Consider the following 16,472-nt stretch of genomic DNA (forward strand, 5'->3'; position numbering starts at 1 on the left):
GCGGCCCCGCGGTCGTGGAAAGCGGGTTGCGCGGTTCGGCTACCCTGGGTGGTAGCACGGCGTTGATCCGGCCATCACCGGGGAGCCTCCGGAAGAACGGGCGCGAGCCTCAGTAGAACCGGACGGGAGCGGCCCGTCACAGCCGTCGAAGAGAGGCCAGTGCCTTCGCGCCCTGGCAAGCGGGGTGGTACCGCGGTGCGCCGTGACCGGCGTGTCGTCCCCGTGAGCCGGTTGGACGCACGCGAGGAGCAGCACGATGGCCTACCCGAAGGCAGGCGAGGGTTCCGTTCCCTCCCAGCCGTCCTTCCCCGCCCTCGAAGAGGGTGTGCTGGACTTCTGGAAGTCCGACCGGACGTTCCAGGCGTCGATCGACGCACGGCCCGCGGGGGACAACGGGGCCAACGAGTTCGTCTTCTACGACGGCCCGCCGTTCGCCAACGGCCTGCCGCACTACGGCCACCTGCTGACCGGCTACGTCAAGGACGTCGTCCCGCGCTACCAGACCATGCGCGGCAAGCACGTCGAGCGCCGCTTCGGCTGGGACACGCACGGCCTGCCCGCCGAGGTCGAGGCCGAGAAGCAGCTCGGGTTCTCGTCCAAGAGCGAGATCGAGGCGTTCGGCATCGAGAAGTTCAACGAGGCCTGCCGCGCGTCGGTGCTGCAGTACACCGACCAGTGGCGCGACTACGTGACCCGGCAGGCCCGCTGGGTGGACTTCGACAACGACTACAAGACCCTCGACCTGGACTACATGGAAAGCGTCATGTGGGCCTTCAAGACCCTGTGGGACAAGGGCCTGGTCTACGAGGGCTTCCGGGTGCTCTGGTACTGCTGGCGCTGCGAGACGCCGCTGTCCAACACCGAGACCAAGATGGACGACACCTACCGGGACCGGCAGGACCCGGCGGTGACCGTCGGGCTGCGGCTGGAGACCGGCGAGCTGGCCCTGGTCTGGACGACGACGCCGTGGACGCTGCCGTCCAACCTGGCCGCGGCCGTGCACCCGGACGTGGACTACGTGACGGTCGAGGCCAACGGCGAGCGCTACCTGCTCGCCGAGGCACGCGTCGCCGCGTACGCCCGTGAGCTGGGCGAGGAGCCGCCGGTGGTGGCCCGCTGCAAGGGCGCCGACCTGGTCGGGCGCAAGTACGCGCCGCCGTTCGACTTCTTCGTCGGCCGGGAGAACGCCCACCAGGTGCTGGCCGCCGACTACGTCACCACCGAGGACGGCACGGGCATGGTGCACATCGCGCCCGCGTTCGGTGAGGAGGACAAGGTCGTCACCGACGCGGCGGGCATCGAGGTCGTCGTGCCGGTGGACGCGCACGGCCGGTTCACCGCCGAGGTGCCGCCGTACGAGGGTCAGCAGGTCTTCGAGGCGAACAAGGCGATCATCCGCGACCTGAAGGAAGCGGGCCTGCTGCTGCGCCACGAGACCTACGACCACCCGTACCCGCACTGCTGGCGGTGCGACAACGCGCTGATCCAGCGCGCGGTGTCGTCGTGGTTCGTCGCGGTGTCGAAGTTCAAGGACCGCATGGTCGAGCTGAACCAGCAGATCAACTGGGTGCCCGAGCACATCAAGGACGGCCAGTTCGGCAAGTGGCTGGAGAACGCCCGCGACTGGAACATCTCCCGCAACCGGTTCTGGGGTTCGCCGATCCCGGTGTGGGTGTCGGACGACCCGGCGTACCCGCGGGTGGACGTCTACGGCTCGCTGGACGAGCTGGAGCGCGACTTCGGCGTGCGCCCGACGGACCTGCACCGGCCGGTCATCGACGAGCTGACCAGGCCGAACCCGGACGACCCGACCGGTCGGTCGGTGATGCGGCGGGTGCCCGAGGTGCTGGACTGCTGGTTCGAGTCCGGCTCCATGTCGTTCGCCCAGGTGCACTACCCGTTCGAGAACCGCGAGTGGTTCGAGGACCACTACCCGGGTGACTTCATCGTCGAGTACAACGGCCAGACGCGCGGCTGGTTCTACACCATGCACGTGCTGGCCACGGCGCTGTTCGACCGGCCCGCGTTCCGCAACTGCGTGGCGCACGGGATCGTGCTGGGCGACGACGGGCAGAAGATGTCCAAGTCGCGCAAGAACTACCCGGACGTCAACGAGGTGTTCGACCGCGACGGGTCCGACGCCATGCGGTGGTTCCTCATGGCGTCGCCGATCCTGCGCGGCGGTGACCTGGTGGTGACCGAGCGCGGCATCCGTGACGCGGTGCGGCAGGCCGTGCTGCCGCTGTGGAACTCCTGGTACTTCCTGGCCCTGTACGCCAACGCGGACGGGGTCGAGGGGACGTGGCGGACGTCGTCGGAGCACGTGCTTGACCGGTACGTGCTGGCGAAGACGCACGACCTGGTGGCCGGGGTGACCGGGCAGCTGGACGAGTACGACATCTCGGGCGCGTGCGCGTCGATCCGGGAGTTCCTGGAGGTGCTGACCAACTGGTACGTGCGTCGTTCGCGCGACCGGTTCTGGTCCGGCGACCGGGACGCGATCGACACGCTGCACACCGTGCTGGAGGTCGTGTGCCGGGTGGCCGCGCCGCTGCTGCCGCTGACCACCGAGTCGGTGTGGCGTGGGTTGACCGGTGGCCGTTCGGTGCACCTGGCCGACTACCCGGTGGCGTCCGACCTGCCCGCGGACGACGCGCTGGTGGCCGCGATGGACCAGGTGCGGCAGGTGGCGTCCACGGCGTTGTCGCTGCGGAAGTCGAACAAGCTGCGGGTGCGGTTGCCGTTGGCGAAGCTGGTGATCGCGTCGGCGGACGTGGCGCAGCTGGAGGCGTTCACCGAGGTGCTGCGGGACGAGGTCAACGTCAAGGAGGTCGAGCTGACCACGGACGTGGACGCGCACGGCCACTTCCAGCTGGCGGTCAACGCGCGCGCCGCCGGGCCGCGGTTGGGGCCGGACGTGCAGAAGGTCATCAAGGCCGTGAAGGCCGGTGACTGGCAGGAGGTGGACGGTCGCGTCGTGGCCGCCGGGATCGAGCTGTTCCCGGAGGAGTACGAGCAGCGGCTGGTCGCCACCGACCAGGGTGCGACGGCGGCGTTGCCGAACAGCGGCGGGTTGGTCGTGCTGGACACCGTGGTCACGGAGGAGCTGGCGGCCGAGGGCGTCGCGCGTGATCTGGTGCGCGTGGTGCAGCAGGCGCGCAAGGACGCCGGCCTGGACGTGTCGGACCGGATCGCGTTGACGCTGCAGTTGCCGGCGGCGGTGGAGGACGCGGTGCGCCGGTTCGAGGCGTTCATCAAGGAGGAGACGTTGGCCGAGTCGGTCTCCTACGGCGAGGTGGCCGAGGGCTCGGACGGTGTCGTCGGTGACGGCCAGAAGGTCCGGGTCTCGGTCACCCGGGTCTGATCGGCCTGACCCGGTAGCCCGGTAGCCGGCGAGGATGTGCTGAAAGCTCAGAAGAGCGGGAGCACGTCCTCGCCGGACGGCTATCGCAGGTCGTCCTGTTCCAACCGGGCTTTCAGCTGGTTCAGGCAGCGGCCCCTGGTCGGGCCGATCGAGCCGCGGGGCATGGCGAGGGCCTCGGCGACGGCGCGGTACTCGGCGCGGCCTGCCAGGACGGTCAGGCGGAGCAGTTCCTGGCAACGGCGTGGCATGGAGTTGAACGCGTGCCAGAGGCGGCGGTCGCGGTCGTCGCGCAGGGCTTCCGGTTCCGGTAGCCAGCGGTCGTCGGGGAGGTCCATGGCGGAGTCGGTGGACAAAGCCGGGCGGCCGTTGAGGTCGCGCCAGGCGCGTTGGGCCTCGCGGCGGGTGGCGACGATCAGCCAGCCGGCCACGGCCCTGGGCTCGGCCAGGCGGTCCAGGTGGCGCAGCAGGCTCAGCCACACCGTCTGCACGACGTCCTCGGCGGTGGCCTGGTCCAGTCCGTTGCCCCTGGCCACGTGCCACACCAACGGGGTCAGCTCGGCCACCAGGGAGTCCAGCGCCTCCCGTGAACCGGACCGTGCGGCCACGACCAGCGCCGCCTGCCGCTCGTACCTCGACGCCTGGGCCATGATCGCGGCTACGCCGAGGTCGTCCGTGCCGGGGTCCTCCGGGATGGCTTCGGCCAGTTCGGCGCGCAGGTGGTCCAGCCGGGGGTCCAACTCGTCGGTCATGACGTCTCCTTCCCGCGCTGGGAGCCGCGCACCCGTCGCTCCTCGTTGCCGACCTGCTCGCTGACCAGCGCCCGCGCCTGCGACACGTACCGCCGCACGGACGCCCGCCTGCACCCCAGCACGTCGGCGATCTCGTCGTCGGCGAAGTCACAGAACCGCAGCACCAGCGCGGTGCGCAGGTGGTCCGGCAGGTTCGCCACCGCCGCCAGCGTGCTGACCAGCTCGTGCCACGTCTCGGCGTCCCGCTGCTTGGGCACCAGGATCCGGTACGTGCCGCGCTGCCGGGCGACCACCTCGTCGGTCAGGTCGCCCGGCCGCTCCCGCCGACGGGCCTGGTCCACCAGCAGGTTGCGGATCGTCTTCACCAGCCAAGCACGCCTGGACCCGGGAGCGATCACCGGCCAGTGCCGCCACGCGCCGACGAACGCCTCCTGCACCGCGGACTCGTGGTCCAGGTGCGGCGACATCACCGCCGCGAAGCGGAACAGCCTGGTGCGCTCGCGGTGGTAGAAGTCGCTGAAGGTGGCCGCGTGGTCGTCGGGATCCTCCGGCGTCACGAACCCTCCCCCCTCTGGTCCCGGTAACCGGTAGACGGACGAGACCGGGGGTTGTGGAGGAAATCCGCGCCGTCGTTACCGTACGGTAGCGTATGGAGCTGTGGCACGGCGAACGCGCGACGACTGGACCGGGGTGGCCCTGCAAGCGCTGGCGGAAGGCGGGGTGGCCGCGGTCGCGGTGGAACCGCTCGCGGCGCGCATCGGCGCCACCAAGGGCAGCGCCTACTGGCACTTCCCCAACCGGGAAGCCCTGCTCAAGGCCACCCTCGAACGCTGGGAGCGCGAGCACACCGAGTCCGTGATCGAGCTGGTCGAGTCGGCGGTGGAACCGCTGGAGAAGCTGCGGCTGCTGTTCGGCACCGTGCTGGAGAGCGTCGAGGACAGCGCGGTGGAACTGGCCATGCTCGCCGCCAAGGACGACCCGGCGGTCGCGCCGGTGCTGGGTCGCGTCACCGAGCGCCGCATCGCCTACATGGAGGACCTGTTCGGCCAACTCGGGTTCGACGCCGACGTGGCGCACCAGCGGGCCGTGCTCGCGTACTCGGTCTACCTGGGACAGGCCCAGCTGATGTCGTCCACCCCGCACGTGGTCAAGGGGAGGCGCACGCTGCTGGAGGAGACGCTGACCATCGTGATGTGCCGTGCCTGAGGCGTTCCGGTTCGGAATTCGGGTGAAGCCGGGCGCGAAGCGAGAGGCCGTCGGCGGTCGGTGGGGTGACGGCGCGCTGGTCGTCGCGGTCGCCGCGCCCGCCGTGGAGGGCAAGGCGAACGAGGCCGTGCGCAAGGCGCTGGCCAAGGCGTTCGGCGTGCGCAGGCAGGACGTCGAGGTGGTCGCGGGCGAGCGCGGCCGGGACAAGGTCGTGCGGGTCGACCCCGCCCCGGCCGACGCCGCCGAGGTGCTGGCGCGGCTGCTCGACAGCTGAGCGCGCACAAACGTCCGCTGTGGACGGTGCGGGGCCGGAGAACTTCCGGCTGGTGACGGTGCGTGGTGCCGCGTGGTGCCGTGTGGCGTGCCGGATTCGTCCATTTCGGTGTCACCAGGGAGAATGACCCCGTCGAGTGATGTCGCGGTGACGACGGCCTGGAGGTCGAGTGGGCGGTGTGACGGACTTCCTCGGCATCGCCGCCGCGGTTCTCCTGCTTTCGGTCATCGCGGTCAGGGTGTCGATCCGGCTCGGTCTGCCGTCCCTCCTGCTCTACCTCGGCATCGGGGTGCTGCTCGGCGAGGCCGTGGTGGGCATCCAGTTCGAGGACGCCGACCTGACCCGTTCGCTGGGCACGGTCGCGCTCGTGCTGATCCTCACCGAGGGCGGGCTGACCACGCGGTGGAGCGCGGTGAAACCGGCGCTGGGGCTGGGCATCACCCTGTCCACGGTGGCCGTCGGCGTGAGCATCGCGGTCACCGGGTTCGCGCTGCACTTCCTGCTGGACATGGACTGGCGCACGGCGCTGCTGTGGGGGGCGGTGCTGTCGTCCACCGACGCCGCGGCCGTGTTCAGCGTGCTGCGCGGGGTGGGCGTGGGCAAGCGGCTCATCGGCGCGTTGGAGCTGGAGTCCGGCATCAACGACGCGCCGGTCTACATCGCCGTCGTGCTGCTCGCGTCGCCCGATCCCATCACCTGGACGGCGCCGCTGCTCATGCTCTACGAGCTGATCGCGGGCGGTGTGATCGGGATCGTGCTCGGCTGGGTCGGCGGTGTCGCGCTGCGCCGGGCCGCCCTGCCCGCCACCGGCCTGTACCCGCTGGCCACGGTCGCCGTGTGCCTGCTCGCCTACACCGTCGGCGACCTCGCGCACGCGTCCGGCTTCCTGGCCGTCTACATCGCCGCCCTCGTGCTCGGCAACGCCCGCCTGCCGCACCGCGCGGACACCCTGTCGTTCGCCGAGGGTCTGGGCTGGATCGCGCAGATCGGGCTGTTCGTGCTGCTCGGCCTGTACGCCTCGCCCGACCGGCTGCTCGACGCGCTGGTACCGGCCCTGGTCGCGGGCGCGGTGCTGGTGCTGCTGGCCCGGCCGCTGTCGGTGCTGTGCGCCGCGCTGCCGTTCCGCGTGCCGTGGCGTGAACAGGTGTTCATCTCCTGGTCGGGGCTGCGCGGCGCGGTGCCGATCGTGTTCGCCCTGCTGCCGCTGATCCAGGGCGTGGCCGGCGCGCAACAGCTGGTGGACGCGGTGTTCGTGCTGGTGGTGGTGCTGACCGTGGTGCAGGGCACGACCCTGCCGTGGCTGGCCAAGTGGCTCCGGCTGGTCAAGTCCGGCGAGGCGCACGAGGTGCAGGTCGACTCGTCGGCGCTGGACCAGCTGGGCGCGGAGCTGCTCCAGGTCCGCATCCAGCCGGGCTCCAAGCTGCACGGCGTGTACCTGTCGGAGCTGCGGCTGCCGCCGGGCTCCTCGGTCAGCCTCGTCGTGCGCGACGACAACGGCTTCACCCCGCAGCCGACGACCCGGCTGCAGGAGCACGACCAGCTGCTCGTGGTGTGCACGGAGGCCATGCGCACGGCGACCGAGCAGCGCATCCGGGCCGTCGACCGGGCGGGCCGGTTCGCCCGCTGGAAGGGCGACGTCGGCCTGCCGTGACGGCTCCCAGGATGTGAACGCCCCTCGACGGCGCGCGGCGGCCTGGGTTAACTTCGGTGCCGAAGGTCATGAGTGCCAGCGCTAAGCCCAGGCTTGCTGGCCGGCAACCCTCCTACCGCGGTGGGGTGCCCCTGGTGAGGACCTGGCCGGCGCGCAGGGCGTCCGGCAAGCGCGGGCCTCCACGGGTGGGGTCCCGGACCCCCGGAGGGCGTCATGACCGTCGCAGTTCCCCGCACCGCAGTCGCCGCTTTGCCCCGCGTCGTCGTCTCGTCGCTGCGCGTGCCGCTGGTGACCGGCGAGCGCGTCGAGTACGCCAACCTCGACCACGCGGCCAGCGCGCCGTGCCTGGAGCAGGTGCGTGACGCGGTGGACGAGCTGCTGCCCTGGTACGCCAGCGTGCACCGGGGCGCGGGTTACGCCTCGCAGGTCAGCACCAAGGTCTACGAGCAGGCACGTGCGTCGGTGCGCCGGTTCCTCGGTGCCCGGGACAGCGACGCCGTCGTGTTCACCCGCAACACCACCGACGCGCTGAACCTGCTGGCCAGGAGCGTGCCCAGGCACACCGCCGTGATTCTCTTCGACACCGAGCACCACGCCGCGCTGCTGCCTTGGCGCGGCCCGAACGTGCGTCACCTGCGCACCCCCGACTCACCCGCCCAGGCGGTGCTGGAGCTGGACCGGGCGCTGCGCGCGGCACCGGTCGGCCCGCGGCTGGTCGTGGTGACCGGCGCGTCCAACGTGACCGGTGAGGTCTGGCCGGTGGCCGAGCTGTCGCGGGTGGCCCGCCGGCACGGCGCCCGGATCGCCCTGGACGCCGCCCAGCTCGCGCCGCACCGGCCGGTGGACGTGCGCGCGCTGGACGTCGACTACACCGTGCTGTCGGGGCACAAGGTCTACGCGCCGTTCGGCGCCGGGGTGCTGGTCGGCCGGTCCGACTGGCTGCAGGCCGCCGAGCCGTACCTGGTGGGCGGCGGCGCGACGGCCCGCGTCACCGACCACGGCGACCGGCTGGGCGTGGCCTGGTCGGCGGTGCCCGAGCGGCACGAGGCGGGTACGCCGAACGTGGTGGGCGTGCACGCCCTGGCCGTGGCGTGCGACGTGCTGAGCAGGCACTGGGAGCAGACCACCGAGCACGAGCGCGTCCTGCTGGAGCGGCTGCGCGCGGGCCTGAAGATCGTGCCGGGTGTGCACGAACTGGCGCTGTTCGGGTCGGACCACGACCGGGTGGGTGTGGTGAGCTTCACCGTCGGTGGTCAGGACGCCGGCTACCTGGCCGCCGCGCTGTCCGCCGAGCACGGCATCGGCGTGCGTGATGGGGCGTTCTGCGCCCACGTCGCCGTGCACCGCCTCACGCACGGTGACCGGGCGCTGCGGGCGTCCCTCGGGCTGGGTACCACCGAGGAGCACGTGGACCGGTTCGTGGCCGCGTTGCGCACGCTCGTGGTGGAGGGTTCGCGGTGGGAGTACGAGCTCCGCGACGGCCGTTGGGCCCCTCTGGACGACCGGCGCGCGCTCCCGCCGTTCCTGCGCTGACTCCGATACTGGACAATGGCCCGGTGAGCACCGATCCCAACACCGAGCCGGACACGCCGGACCAGCCGGACGCACCGCTGCCCAAGCGACGGGTCCTCTTGCTGGCCGTGATCGCCCCGGTGGTGCTGGCGCTCGACCTGATCACCAAGATCATCGCGGTCGAGGAGCTGGAGGGGCGCGAGCCGGTCGAGCTGTTCGGCGGCCTGCTCTACCTGCCGCTGATCCGCAACACCGGCGCCGCGTTCGGCCTGGCCGAGGGCTGGACGGTGATCCTCGCCCTGATCGCGTCCGGCGTGGTCGTGTTCATCCTGTGGATCGCGCGCCGGCTGCGGTCGGTCGGCTGGGCCATCGGCCTCGGCCTGGTGCTGGGCGGCGCGACGGGCAACCTGGTCGACCGGATCTTCCGCGGTCCCGGCCCGCTGCGCGGCGGCGTGGTCGACTTCATCTCCGTCCTCGACCCGTGGGGCAACTTCTTCCCCGTGTTCAACCTGGCCGACTCCGCCATCTGCGTGGGTGGCGGCGTGATCGTGCTGATGGCTCTGCTCCAACGCGACTACGACGGCACGCGCGTCGAGAAGAAGCCCAGCTCGAAGTCGGAGAAGAACGCATGAGTGGCGACTACCGGACCCTTCCCGTGCCCGATGGCCTGGACGGGATGAGGGTCGACGCCGGGCTGGCCAAGCTCCTCGGCCTGTCCCGCACGGTGGTCGCGGCGTTGACCGAGTCGGGTGACGTCGTGCTCGACGGGCAGCCCGCCGGCAAGTCGGACCGCCTGGTCGCCGGCTCCGTGCTGGAGGTCACCCTGCCCGAGCCGGAACGCCCGGTGCAGGTGCAGGCCGTGCCCGTGGAGGGCTTGGACATCCTGCACGAGGACGACGACGTGATCGTGGTCGACAAGCCCGTCGGCGTGGCCGTGCACCCCAGCCCCGGCTGGACCGGTCCGACCGTGGTGGGCGGCCTGGCCGCGGCCGGCATCCGGATCGCCACCTCGGGTGCCGCCGAGCGGCAGGGCGTCGTGCACCGGCTGGACGTCGGCACGACCGGCGTCATGGTGGTGGCCAAGAGCGAGAGCGCCTACTCGGCGTTGAAGCACGCGTTCAAGGAGCGCACGGTCGACAAGCTCTACCACGCGCTCGTGCAGGGCCACCCGGACCCGATCAAGGGCACCATCGACGCGCCGATCGACCGGCACCCCAAGCACGACTACAAGTTCGCCGTGATGGCCAACGGCAAGCCGAGCATCACGCACTACGAGGTGGTGGAGGCGTTCCGCGCCGCGTCGCTGCTCGACGTGCACCTGGAAACCGGCCGCACGCACCAGATCCGGGTGCACTTCTCCGCGCTGCGGCACCCGTGCGTCGGCGACCTGACCTACGGCGCCGACCCGGTGCTGGCCAAGCGACTCGGCGTGACGCGGCAGTGGCTGCACGCGCGCACGCTCGGCTTCCACCACCCGGCCGACGGCCAGTGGGTGTCGTTCACCAGCGAGTACCCCGACGACCTCGCCGACGCGCTGGAACTGTTGCGCGCAGAGGGTTATTGAGCTTTCCGCCCGAAAGTCTTGCGCCGAGCGCGTGACTTCGGCCATATCGCTTTCCCGCATTCGTTTGGCTTGCGAAGCTTTTGCCAGACGACGCGGGGGAGTGCGGCATGGACAACAGGGCCAGACTCGTGGCGCTGCTGGGCACCCTGTGCCTGCTCGGACCGCTCTCGATCGACACCTACCTGCCCGCGTTCCCGTCGATCGCCGGTGAGTTCGGCTCGACGGAGTCGCAGATCCAGCTGTCGCTGACGACGTTCATCCTCGGCCTGTCGGTGGGGCAGTTGCTGGTGGGGCCGTTGTCCGACTCGTGGGGCAGGCGGCGTCCGCTGCTGTTCGGCATCGGCAGCTACGTCGTGGTCTCGCTGTTCTGCGCCGTCGCGCCCAGCGCGCTCGCCCTCTCCGGCCTGCGCCTGCTCCAGGGGCTCGGCGTGGCGGCCGGGTTCGTGGTGGCGATGGCGGTGGCCCGTGACCGGTTCGAGGGCCTGGCGATGGCCCGGTTCATGTCGTTGATCATGCTGGTCAACAGCCTGGGACCGGTGATCGCCCCGGTGCTGGGCGGCCAGTTGCTGCGGTTCACCAGCTGGCGGGGCACGTTCGTCGCGCTCGCCCTGATCGGGTTTGCGTTGCTGATCGCTCTGGCCGTCGGGCTGCCGGAGACGTTGCCCAAGGCCAAGCGGCGTCCGGCGAACCTGCTGCTCACGATCAAGGTGTTCGGCGGGCTGCTGGCCGACCGCAAGTTCGTCGGCTACGCGCTGGCGTCCGCGCTGGCCCTCGGCTCGCTGTTCGGTTACGTCGCCGGGGCGTCGTTCGTGCTGCAGGGCGTGTACGGGCTGACGCCGCAGCAGTTCAGCCTGGTGTTCGGGGCGAACTCGGTGGCGATCGTGCTGGCCGGCCTGCTCAACACCAGGCTGACCGGCCGGATCATGCCCCGACCGCTGCTCAAGATCGGGCTGGCTGGTGCGGCGACCGGTGGGGTCGGGCTGTTGGTCGGCGGGCTGGTGGGCGGTGGGCTGGCGACGTTCCTGCCGCCGCTGTTCGTGCTGACGATGAGCGTCGGCCTGCTCATGCCGAACGCCGGTTCGCTGGCGATGTCGCGGCACCCGGAGGCGGCGGGCAGCGCGTCGGCCGTGCTGGGTGTGACGACGTTTTTGGTGGGTGGCCTGATGGCGCCGCTGGTCGGCGCGGGCGGTTCGGCGAGCGTGCTGCCGATGGTGACCGTGATGGCCGCCGCCACCCTCCTGGCCCTGTTCGCCTTCGCCACCCTGACCAGGGGCGACATCGGCATCACCCGCGACCCCGAACCAACCCCGACCCCCGCCTGACCACGCGTGTCCTACGTTCGCGTCACGCGTGTCCTACGTTCGGAACACCCATGTTGAACGCTCAGAACACGGCCGACCGTCCTGAGTGTTCAACTCGGGGTACGCGAACGTAGGACACGCGCGTTCTGAACGTAGGACACGCGGGTTAGTCGTCGATGGTCCAGACGAGGGTGTTCAGGTCGGTCTCGGGGCGGGAGCTCCAGCGGACCGAGAAGATCACGGTGTCCTCGGGCAGCACGTAGACCGTGTGGCCGCCCGCCGTCTCGCCCGGCTGCACGCCGATCTTGTGCGGCGGCCGGGACGACAGTGACACCGGCGCCTTGCTGACCGTCTCACCCTTGTTGGTCATCAGCACCAGGTACATGTCGGGCAGGGCGTTGAACGGCACCTGGCCGATGTTCGACAGCTCGGTGTGCACGACCACGGCGCGCTCGCCGTCGGCCAGCTTGTACCCGGCCGCGGTGAACAGGAAGTCCGCCGGGTCGACCACCTCGACCAGCTGGATGGTGAACCGGGCGCCCTCCAGGCCCTCGGTCTCCAGCGTGCTGCCGATCTTGCCGGTGCGCGAGCGCGGCGCGGGTGCCTGGTCGCCGCGCGCCCAGCCGGACGTACCGGGCACGCCCCACGTGCTGACCGGCTCGGGCACGCGCACCGGGCCGGACGCCACCGGCTGCGGGCCGGTGCCGGGCTGCGCCGGGAACGGCGTGCTGGGCGGCCCCTGCGGGCCGGGGTAGCCGGGGTAGGAGCCGGACGGCGTGCCGTGCACCGTGCCGGACGCGGGCGGGTACGGGCCGCTCGGCGTGCCGCGGACGGCCTGGCCGCCCGGTCCCGAGTAGTTGCCCCACGCCACGCTGTTGGCCAGCGCCTTGCGGATGCCGTTCGGGTCGCACTCCACGCCGACGAGCAGCGGCAACCCGCTGCCGGACAACGTGATCAGCCGGGTCGCGGCCTCGCGCGGGTCCATGCCGAGCCGTGCGGCCACCTCGTGCACGGCGGCACGGCCCATCTCGGCGATCATGGCCAGGAGACGGGCGTCGACGGGGTCCGGCGCTACCACACGTTGAACGCTACCCGCCTGAGAAGATCCTCGCGCCATCGCCCCGCCGGACACCGCGACACGATCAAGCCCCGGTCGTGGTCGGTGATCTTCGCGCGTTATAGGGTCGGGCGAGTCTCTGCCCGAGCGCTGTCCCGGGCCCGCTGCGATCTTCAGGGGGGTTTGGGTGTCCGACTCGTTTGTGCACCTCCACGTGCACACCGAGTACTCGATGCTCGATGGCGCGGCGAAGCTGAAGGACATGTTCGCCGAGTGCGAGCGGATGGGCATGCCCGCCGCCGCGATCACCGACCACGGCAACATGTACGGCGCCTACGACTTCTACAAGCAGGCGACCGCCGCGGGCATCAAGCCGGTGATCGGCATCGAGGCGTACATGGCCCCCGAGTCGCGCTTCAACAAGAAGCGCGTGCTGTGGGGCGACCCGGGGCAGAAGGCCGACGACGTCTCCGCCAGCGGCGCGTACACCCACCAGACGATCTGGGCCCGGACGAACGAGGGCCTGCACAACCTGATGAAGCTCTCCAGCCGGGCCTCCACCGAGGGCCAGCTGGGCAAGTGGCCGCGGATGGACGCCGAGCTGATCGCCGAGCACTCGGCGGGCCTGATGGCCACGACCGGCTGCCCCTCCGGCGAGGTGCAGACCAGGCTGCGCCTCGGCCACGAGAAGGAAGCCCTGGAAGCGGCCGCCAAGTGGCGTGACATCTACGGCGCGGACAACTTCTTCGTCGAGCTGATGGACCACGGCATCGAGATCGAGAGCCGGGTCCGGGGCGGCCTGCTGGACATCGCCAAGAAGCTCAGCATCCCGTTCGTGGTGACCAACGACTCGCACTACACCTACGCCGAGGACCGCGAGGCGCACGAGGCGCTGCTGTGCGTGCAGACCGGCAAGACGCTGCAGGACCCGAGCCGGTTCAAGTTCGACGGCACGGGCTACTACCTGAAGTCGCCCGAGGAGATGCGCGCGATCGACTCCTCCGACGCCTGGCAGGAGGGCTGCCGCAACACCCTGCTGGTGGCCGAGAAGGTCGACACCACCGGCATGTTCGCCTTCCAGAACCTGATGCCGCGCTACCCCGTGCCGGACGGCATGACGGAGGCCGACTACTTCCGCGAGCAGGTCTGGGAGGGCATGCGCCGCCGCTTCCCGGGCGGCGTGGACGAGATCCACGAGAAGCAGGTCGAGTTCGAGATCGGCGTCATCCTCCAGATGGGCTTCCCGTCCTACTTCCTGGTGGTCGCCGACTTCATCAACTGGGCCAAGGCCAACGGCATCCGGGTCGGTCCGGGCCGCGGTTCCGCCGCGGGCGCGCTGATCGCGTACGCGATGGGCATCACCGACCTCGACCCGCTGGCGCACGGCCTGATCTTCGAGCGGTTCCTCAACCCCGACCGCGTCAGCCCGCCCGACATCGACATCGACTTCGACGAGCGCAGGCGCGGTGACGTGATCCGGTACGTCACCGAGAAGTGGGGCGTCGACAAGGTCGCCCAGGTGATCACGTTCGGCACGATCAAGGCGAAGGCGGCGATCAAGGACTCCGCCCGCGTGCTGTACGGGCAGCCGGGCTACGCGGTGGCCGACCGCATCTCCAAGGCCATGCCGCCCGCCGTGATGGGCAAGGACATCCCGCTGTCCGGCGTGTTCGACCCGTCGCACAAGCGGTACTCCGAGGCCGCCGAGGTCCGCGCGCTCTACGAGACGGACCCGCAGGTCAAGGAGATCATCGACACCGGTCGAGGGCTGGAGGGCCTGATCCGCAACGCGGGCGTGCACGCCTGCGCGGTGATCATGTCCGCGGAGCCGCTGACGGACCACATCCCGGTCTGGATGCGCCCGCAGGACGGGTCGATCATCACCCAGTTCGACTACCCGACGTGCGAGACGCTCGGCCTGCTGAAGATGGACTTCCTCGGCCTGAGCAACCTCACCACGATCGACGACGCGCTGAAGAACATCGAGCTCAACGGCAAGGGCGAGATCGACATCTCGACCGTGCCGCTGGACGACCGCAAGACCTACGAGCTGCTGGGCCGCGGCGACACGCTGGGCGTGTTCCAGCTCGACGGTGGCGCCCTGCGCGACCTGCTGCGGCTGATGCGCCCGGACAACTTCGAGGACGTCTCGGCCGTCATCGCGCTCTACCGGCCGGGTCCGATGGGCGCGAACTCGCACACGAACTACGCGCTGCGCAAGAACAAGCAGCAGGAGATCGTGCCGATCCACGAGGAGCTGCGCGAGCCGCTGGCCGAGATCCTGGACACGACGTACGGCCTGATCGTGTACCAGGAGCAGGTCATGGCGATCGCGCGGAAGGTGGCGGGCTACTCGCTGGCCCAAGCGGACCTGCTCCGCCGCGCGATGGGCAAGAAGAAGAAGGAGATCCTCGACAAGGAGTACGAGGGCTTCGAAGCGGGCATGATCGCCAACGGCTACTCGCCCGAGGCGATCAAGACGCTGTGGGACATCCTGGTCCCGTTCGCGGACTACGCGTTCAACAAGGCGCACTCCGCCGCGTACGGCCTGATCGCGTACTGGACGGCGTACCTCAAGGCCAACTACCCCGGCGAGTACATGGCCGCCCTGCTGACCACGAACTCGGACAACAAGGACAAGTCGGCCGTCTACCTGGCCGAGTGCCGCCGGATGGGCATCACGGTGCTCCCGCCGGACGTCAACGAGTCCGAGCGCGAGTTCGTCGCGGTCGGCGACGACATCCGGTTCGGCCTCGGCGCGATCCGCAACGTCGGCGCGAACGTGGTCGACGCGATCATCAAGACCCGCAAGGAGAAGGGGAAGTTCGCCGACTTCTCCGACTTCCTGCGCAAGGTCGACGTGCAGGCGTGCAACAAGAAGGTCGTCGAATCGCTGATCAAGGCGGGTGCGTTCGACTCGCTCGGCCACCCGCGCAAGGGCCTGCACATGATCCACGTCGAGGCGGTCGACGCGATCATGCTGACCAAGAAGGAAGAGGCACGCGGCCAGTTCGACCTGTTCGGCGACGGCGGCGGTGACGACGGCGCGAGCGTGTTCGACGTCAAGATCCCCGACGAGCACTGGGAGTCCAAGCACCAGCTCACGCTGGAGCGGGAGATGCTGGGCCTGTACGTGTCCGGCCACCCGCTCAACGGCGTGGAGCAGGTGCTCAGCTCCTACTCGGACACCACGATCCCGCGCATCCTGGAAGGCGACGTGCCCGACGGCACGCAGGTGACGCTGGGTGGCATCCTGGCCTCGGTCACCCGCCGGGTGAACAAGAACGGCGAGCCGTGGGCGTCCGCGCAGCTGGAGGACCTGGCCGGTGGCATCGAGGTGCTGTTCTTCCCCAAGAGCTACATGGTGCACGGCATGTCGGTGGCCGAGGACGCGATCGTGCTGGTCAAGGCGCGGGTGGCCAAGCGGGAGGACCGGATCTCGCTGATCGCCAACGACCTGGTCGTGCCGGACCTGTCGGAGCTGGGCGCGCAGGCGTTGAAGCTGAAGGTGGCGGCGTCGCGCTGCGACCCGAAGCTGGTGACCTCGCTGAAGGAAGTCCTCTCCGCCCACCCCGGCACCACCGAGGTGCACCTGAACCTGGTCATCAACAGCAGCCGCAACACGTTGCTGAAGCTGGACGACGCCCTTCGGGTTACTCCCACACCGTCCCTCATGGGTGATTTGAAGGCTCTGCTCGGCCCTGGGTGCCTGGGCTGATCGGGTGACAAGCTGAGCAATCGGGGACAAGAGGGAACCTCGGATCGTTTGAGTGAACAGGGTTAACTCAAACGAG

Annotated in this window: 12 protein-coding genes and 1 riboswitch; of the genes, 9 read left to right on the forward strand and 3 right to left on the reverse strand. The window is 70.2% G+C overall.

Annotated features, from left to right (window positions below):
• The first annotated feature begins 256 nt into the window (after positions 1-256).
• Positions 257-3,364 carry an isoleucine--tRNA ligase gene (gene ileS / locus A6A25_RS40445; RefSeq protein WP_073899671.1) on the forward strand — a complete coding sequence of 1,036 codons (3,108 nt, stop codon included), beginning with the start codon at positions 257-259 and terminating at the stop codon, positions 3,362-3,364.
• A gap of 80 nt (positions 3,365-3,444) precedes the next feature.
• On the opposite strand, the gene A6A25_RS40450 is transcribed toward ileS, so the two are convergent.
• Both A6A25_RS40450 and A6A25_RS40455 read right to left on the reverse strand, forming a co-directional pair.
• Entirely contained in the window at positions 3,445-4,011 is a 567-nt protein-coding gene (locus tag A6A25_RS40450; RefSeq protein ID WP_073899849.1) for an RNA polymerase sigma factor, read from the reverse strand.
• A 98-nt stretch (positions 4,012-4,109) separates the two neighbouring features.
• The gene (locus A6A25_RS40455; RefSeq protein ID WP_073899673.1) at positions 4,110-4,670 is read right to left on the reverse strand and encodes an RNA polymerase sigma factor; all 561 of its coding nucleotides are present in this window, start codon (positions 4,668-4,670) and stop codon (positions 4,110-4,112) included.
• A gap of 100 nt (positions 4,671-4,770) precedes the next feature.
• On the opposite strand from A6A25_RS40455, the gene A6A25_RS40460 reads away from it, so the two are divergent.
• The 7 genes from A6A25_RS40460 to A6A25_RS40490 all read left to right on the forward strand — a co-directional run bounded on the left by A6A25_RS40460 (position 4,771) and on the right by A6A25_RS40490 (position 11,642).
• Positions 4,771-5,319, forward strand: a complete 549-nt coding sequence (locus tag A6A25_RS40460) for a TetR/AcrR family transcriptional regulator (protein WP_073899675.1) — start codon at positions 4,771-4,773, stop codon at positions 5,317-5,319.
• Positions 5,312-5,593, forward strand: a complete 282-nt coding sequence (locus A6A25_RS40465; protein ID WP_073899677.1) for a DUF167 domain-containing protein — start codon at positions 5,312-5,314, stop codon at positions 5,591-5,593. The genes A6A25_RS40460 and A6A25_RS40465 overlap by 8 nt, the downstream gene beginning before the upstream one ends.
• A gap of 178 nt (positions 5,594-5,771) precedes the next feature.
• On the forward strand, positions 5,772-7,244 hold the full coding sequence (locus A6A25_RS40470; protein ID WP_143193732.1) for a potassium/proton antiporter: 1,473 nt from the start codon (positions 5,772-5,774) through the stop codon (positions 7,242-7,244).
• 64 nt (positions 7,245-7,308) lie between these two features.
• Positions 7,309-7,422, forward strand: a riboswitch (SAM riboswitch).
• 35 nt (positions 7,423-7,457) lie between these two features.
• The gene (locus A6A25_RS40475; protein WP_073899681.1) at positions 7,458-8,777 is read left to right on the forward strand and encodes an aminotransferase class V-fold PLP-dependent enzyme; all 1,320 of its coding nucleotides are present in this window, start codon (positions 7,458-7,460) and stop codon (positions 8,775-8,777) included.
• A 23-nt stretch (positions 8,778-8,800) separates the two neighbouring features.
• Complete coding sequence (gene lspA, locus A6A25_RS40480; protein ID WP_073899683.1) at positions 8,801-9,388, forward strand: signal peptidase II; 588 nt, start codon at positions 8,801-8,803, stop codon at positions 9,386-9,388.
• Positions 9,385-10,320: an RluA family pseudouridine synthase gene (locus A6A25_RS40485; protein WP_073899685.1), complete on the forward strand. Its 936-nt coding sequence runs from the start codon at positions 9,385-9,387 to the stop codon at positions 10,318-10,320. The genes lspA and A6A25_RS40485 overlap by 4 nt, the downstream gene beginning before the upstream one ends.
• A gap of 107 nt (positions 10,321-10,427) precedes the next feature.
• Positions 10,428-11,642, forward strand: coding sequence for a multidrug effflux MFS transporter (locus A6A25_RS40490; RefSeq protein WP_073899687.1), 1,215 nt, complete (start codon positions 10,428-10,430; stop codon positions 11,640-11,642).
• Between the two features lie 145 nt (positions 11,643-11,787).
• Here A6A25_RS40490 and A6A25_RS40495 read toward each other — a convergent pair whose 3' ends face one another.
• Positions 11,788-12,699 carry an AsnC family protein gene (locus A6A25_RS40495; protein WP_143193727.1) on the reverse strand — a complete coding sequence of 304 codons (912 nt, stop codon included), beginning with the start codon at positions 12,697-12,699 and terminating at the stop codon, positions 11,788-11,790.
• 166 nt (positions 12,700-12,865) lie between these two features.
• On the opposite strand from A6A25_RS40495, the gene dnaE reads away from it, so the two are divergent.
• Complete coding sequence (gene dnaE / locus A6A25_RS40500; RefSeq protein ID WP_073899689.1) at positions 12,866-16,396, forward strand: DNA polymerase III subunit alpha; 3,531 nt, start codon at positions 12,866-12,868, stop codon at positions 16,394-16,396.
• Positions 16,397-16,472 lie beyond the last annotated feature (76 nt).

Source organism: Saccharothrix sp. CB00851, assembly GCF_001905065.1.
GTDB lineage: Bacteria > Actinomycetota > Actinomycetes > Mycobacteriales > Pseudonocardiaceae > Actinosynnema.

Excerpts from the sequence above, each read along its gene's own strand:
- ileS (WP_073899671.1), top strand. The coding sequence starts at position 257 with ATGGCCTACCCGAAGGCAGGCGAGGGTTCCGTTCCCTCCCAGCCGTCC.
- A6A25_RS40450 (WP_073899849.1), bottom strand. The coding sequence starts at position 4,011 with ATGGCCCAGGCGTCGAGGTACGAGCGGCAGGCGGCGCTGGTCGTGGCC.
- A6A25_RS40475 (WP_073899681.1), top strand. The coding sequence starts at position 7,458 with ATGACCGTCGCAGTTCCCCGCACCGCAGTCGCCGCTTTGCCCCGCGTC.
- A6A25_RS40485 (WP_073899685.1), top strand. The coding sequence starts at position 9,385 with ATGAGTGGCGACTACCGGACCCTTCCCGTGCCCGATGGCCTGGACGGG.
- A6A25_RS40490 (WP_073899687.1), top strand. The coding sequence starts at position 10,428 with ATGGACAACAGGGCCAGACTCGTGGCGCTGCTGGGCACCCTGTGCCTG.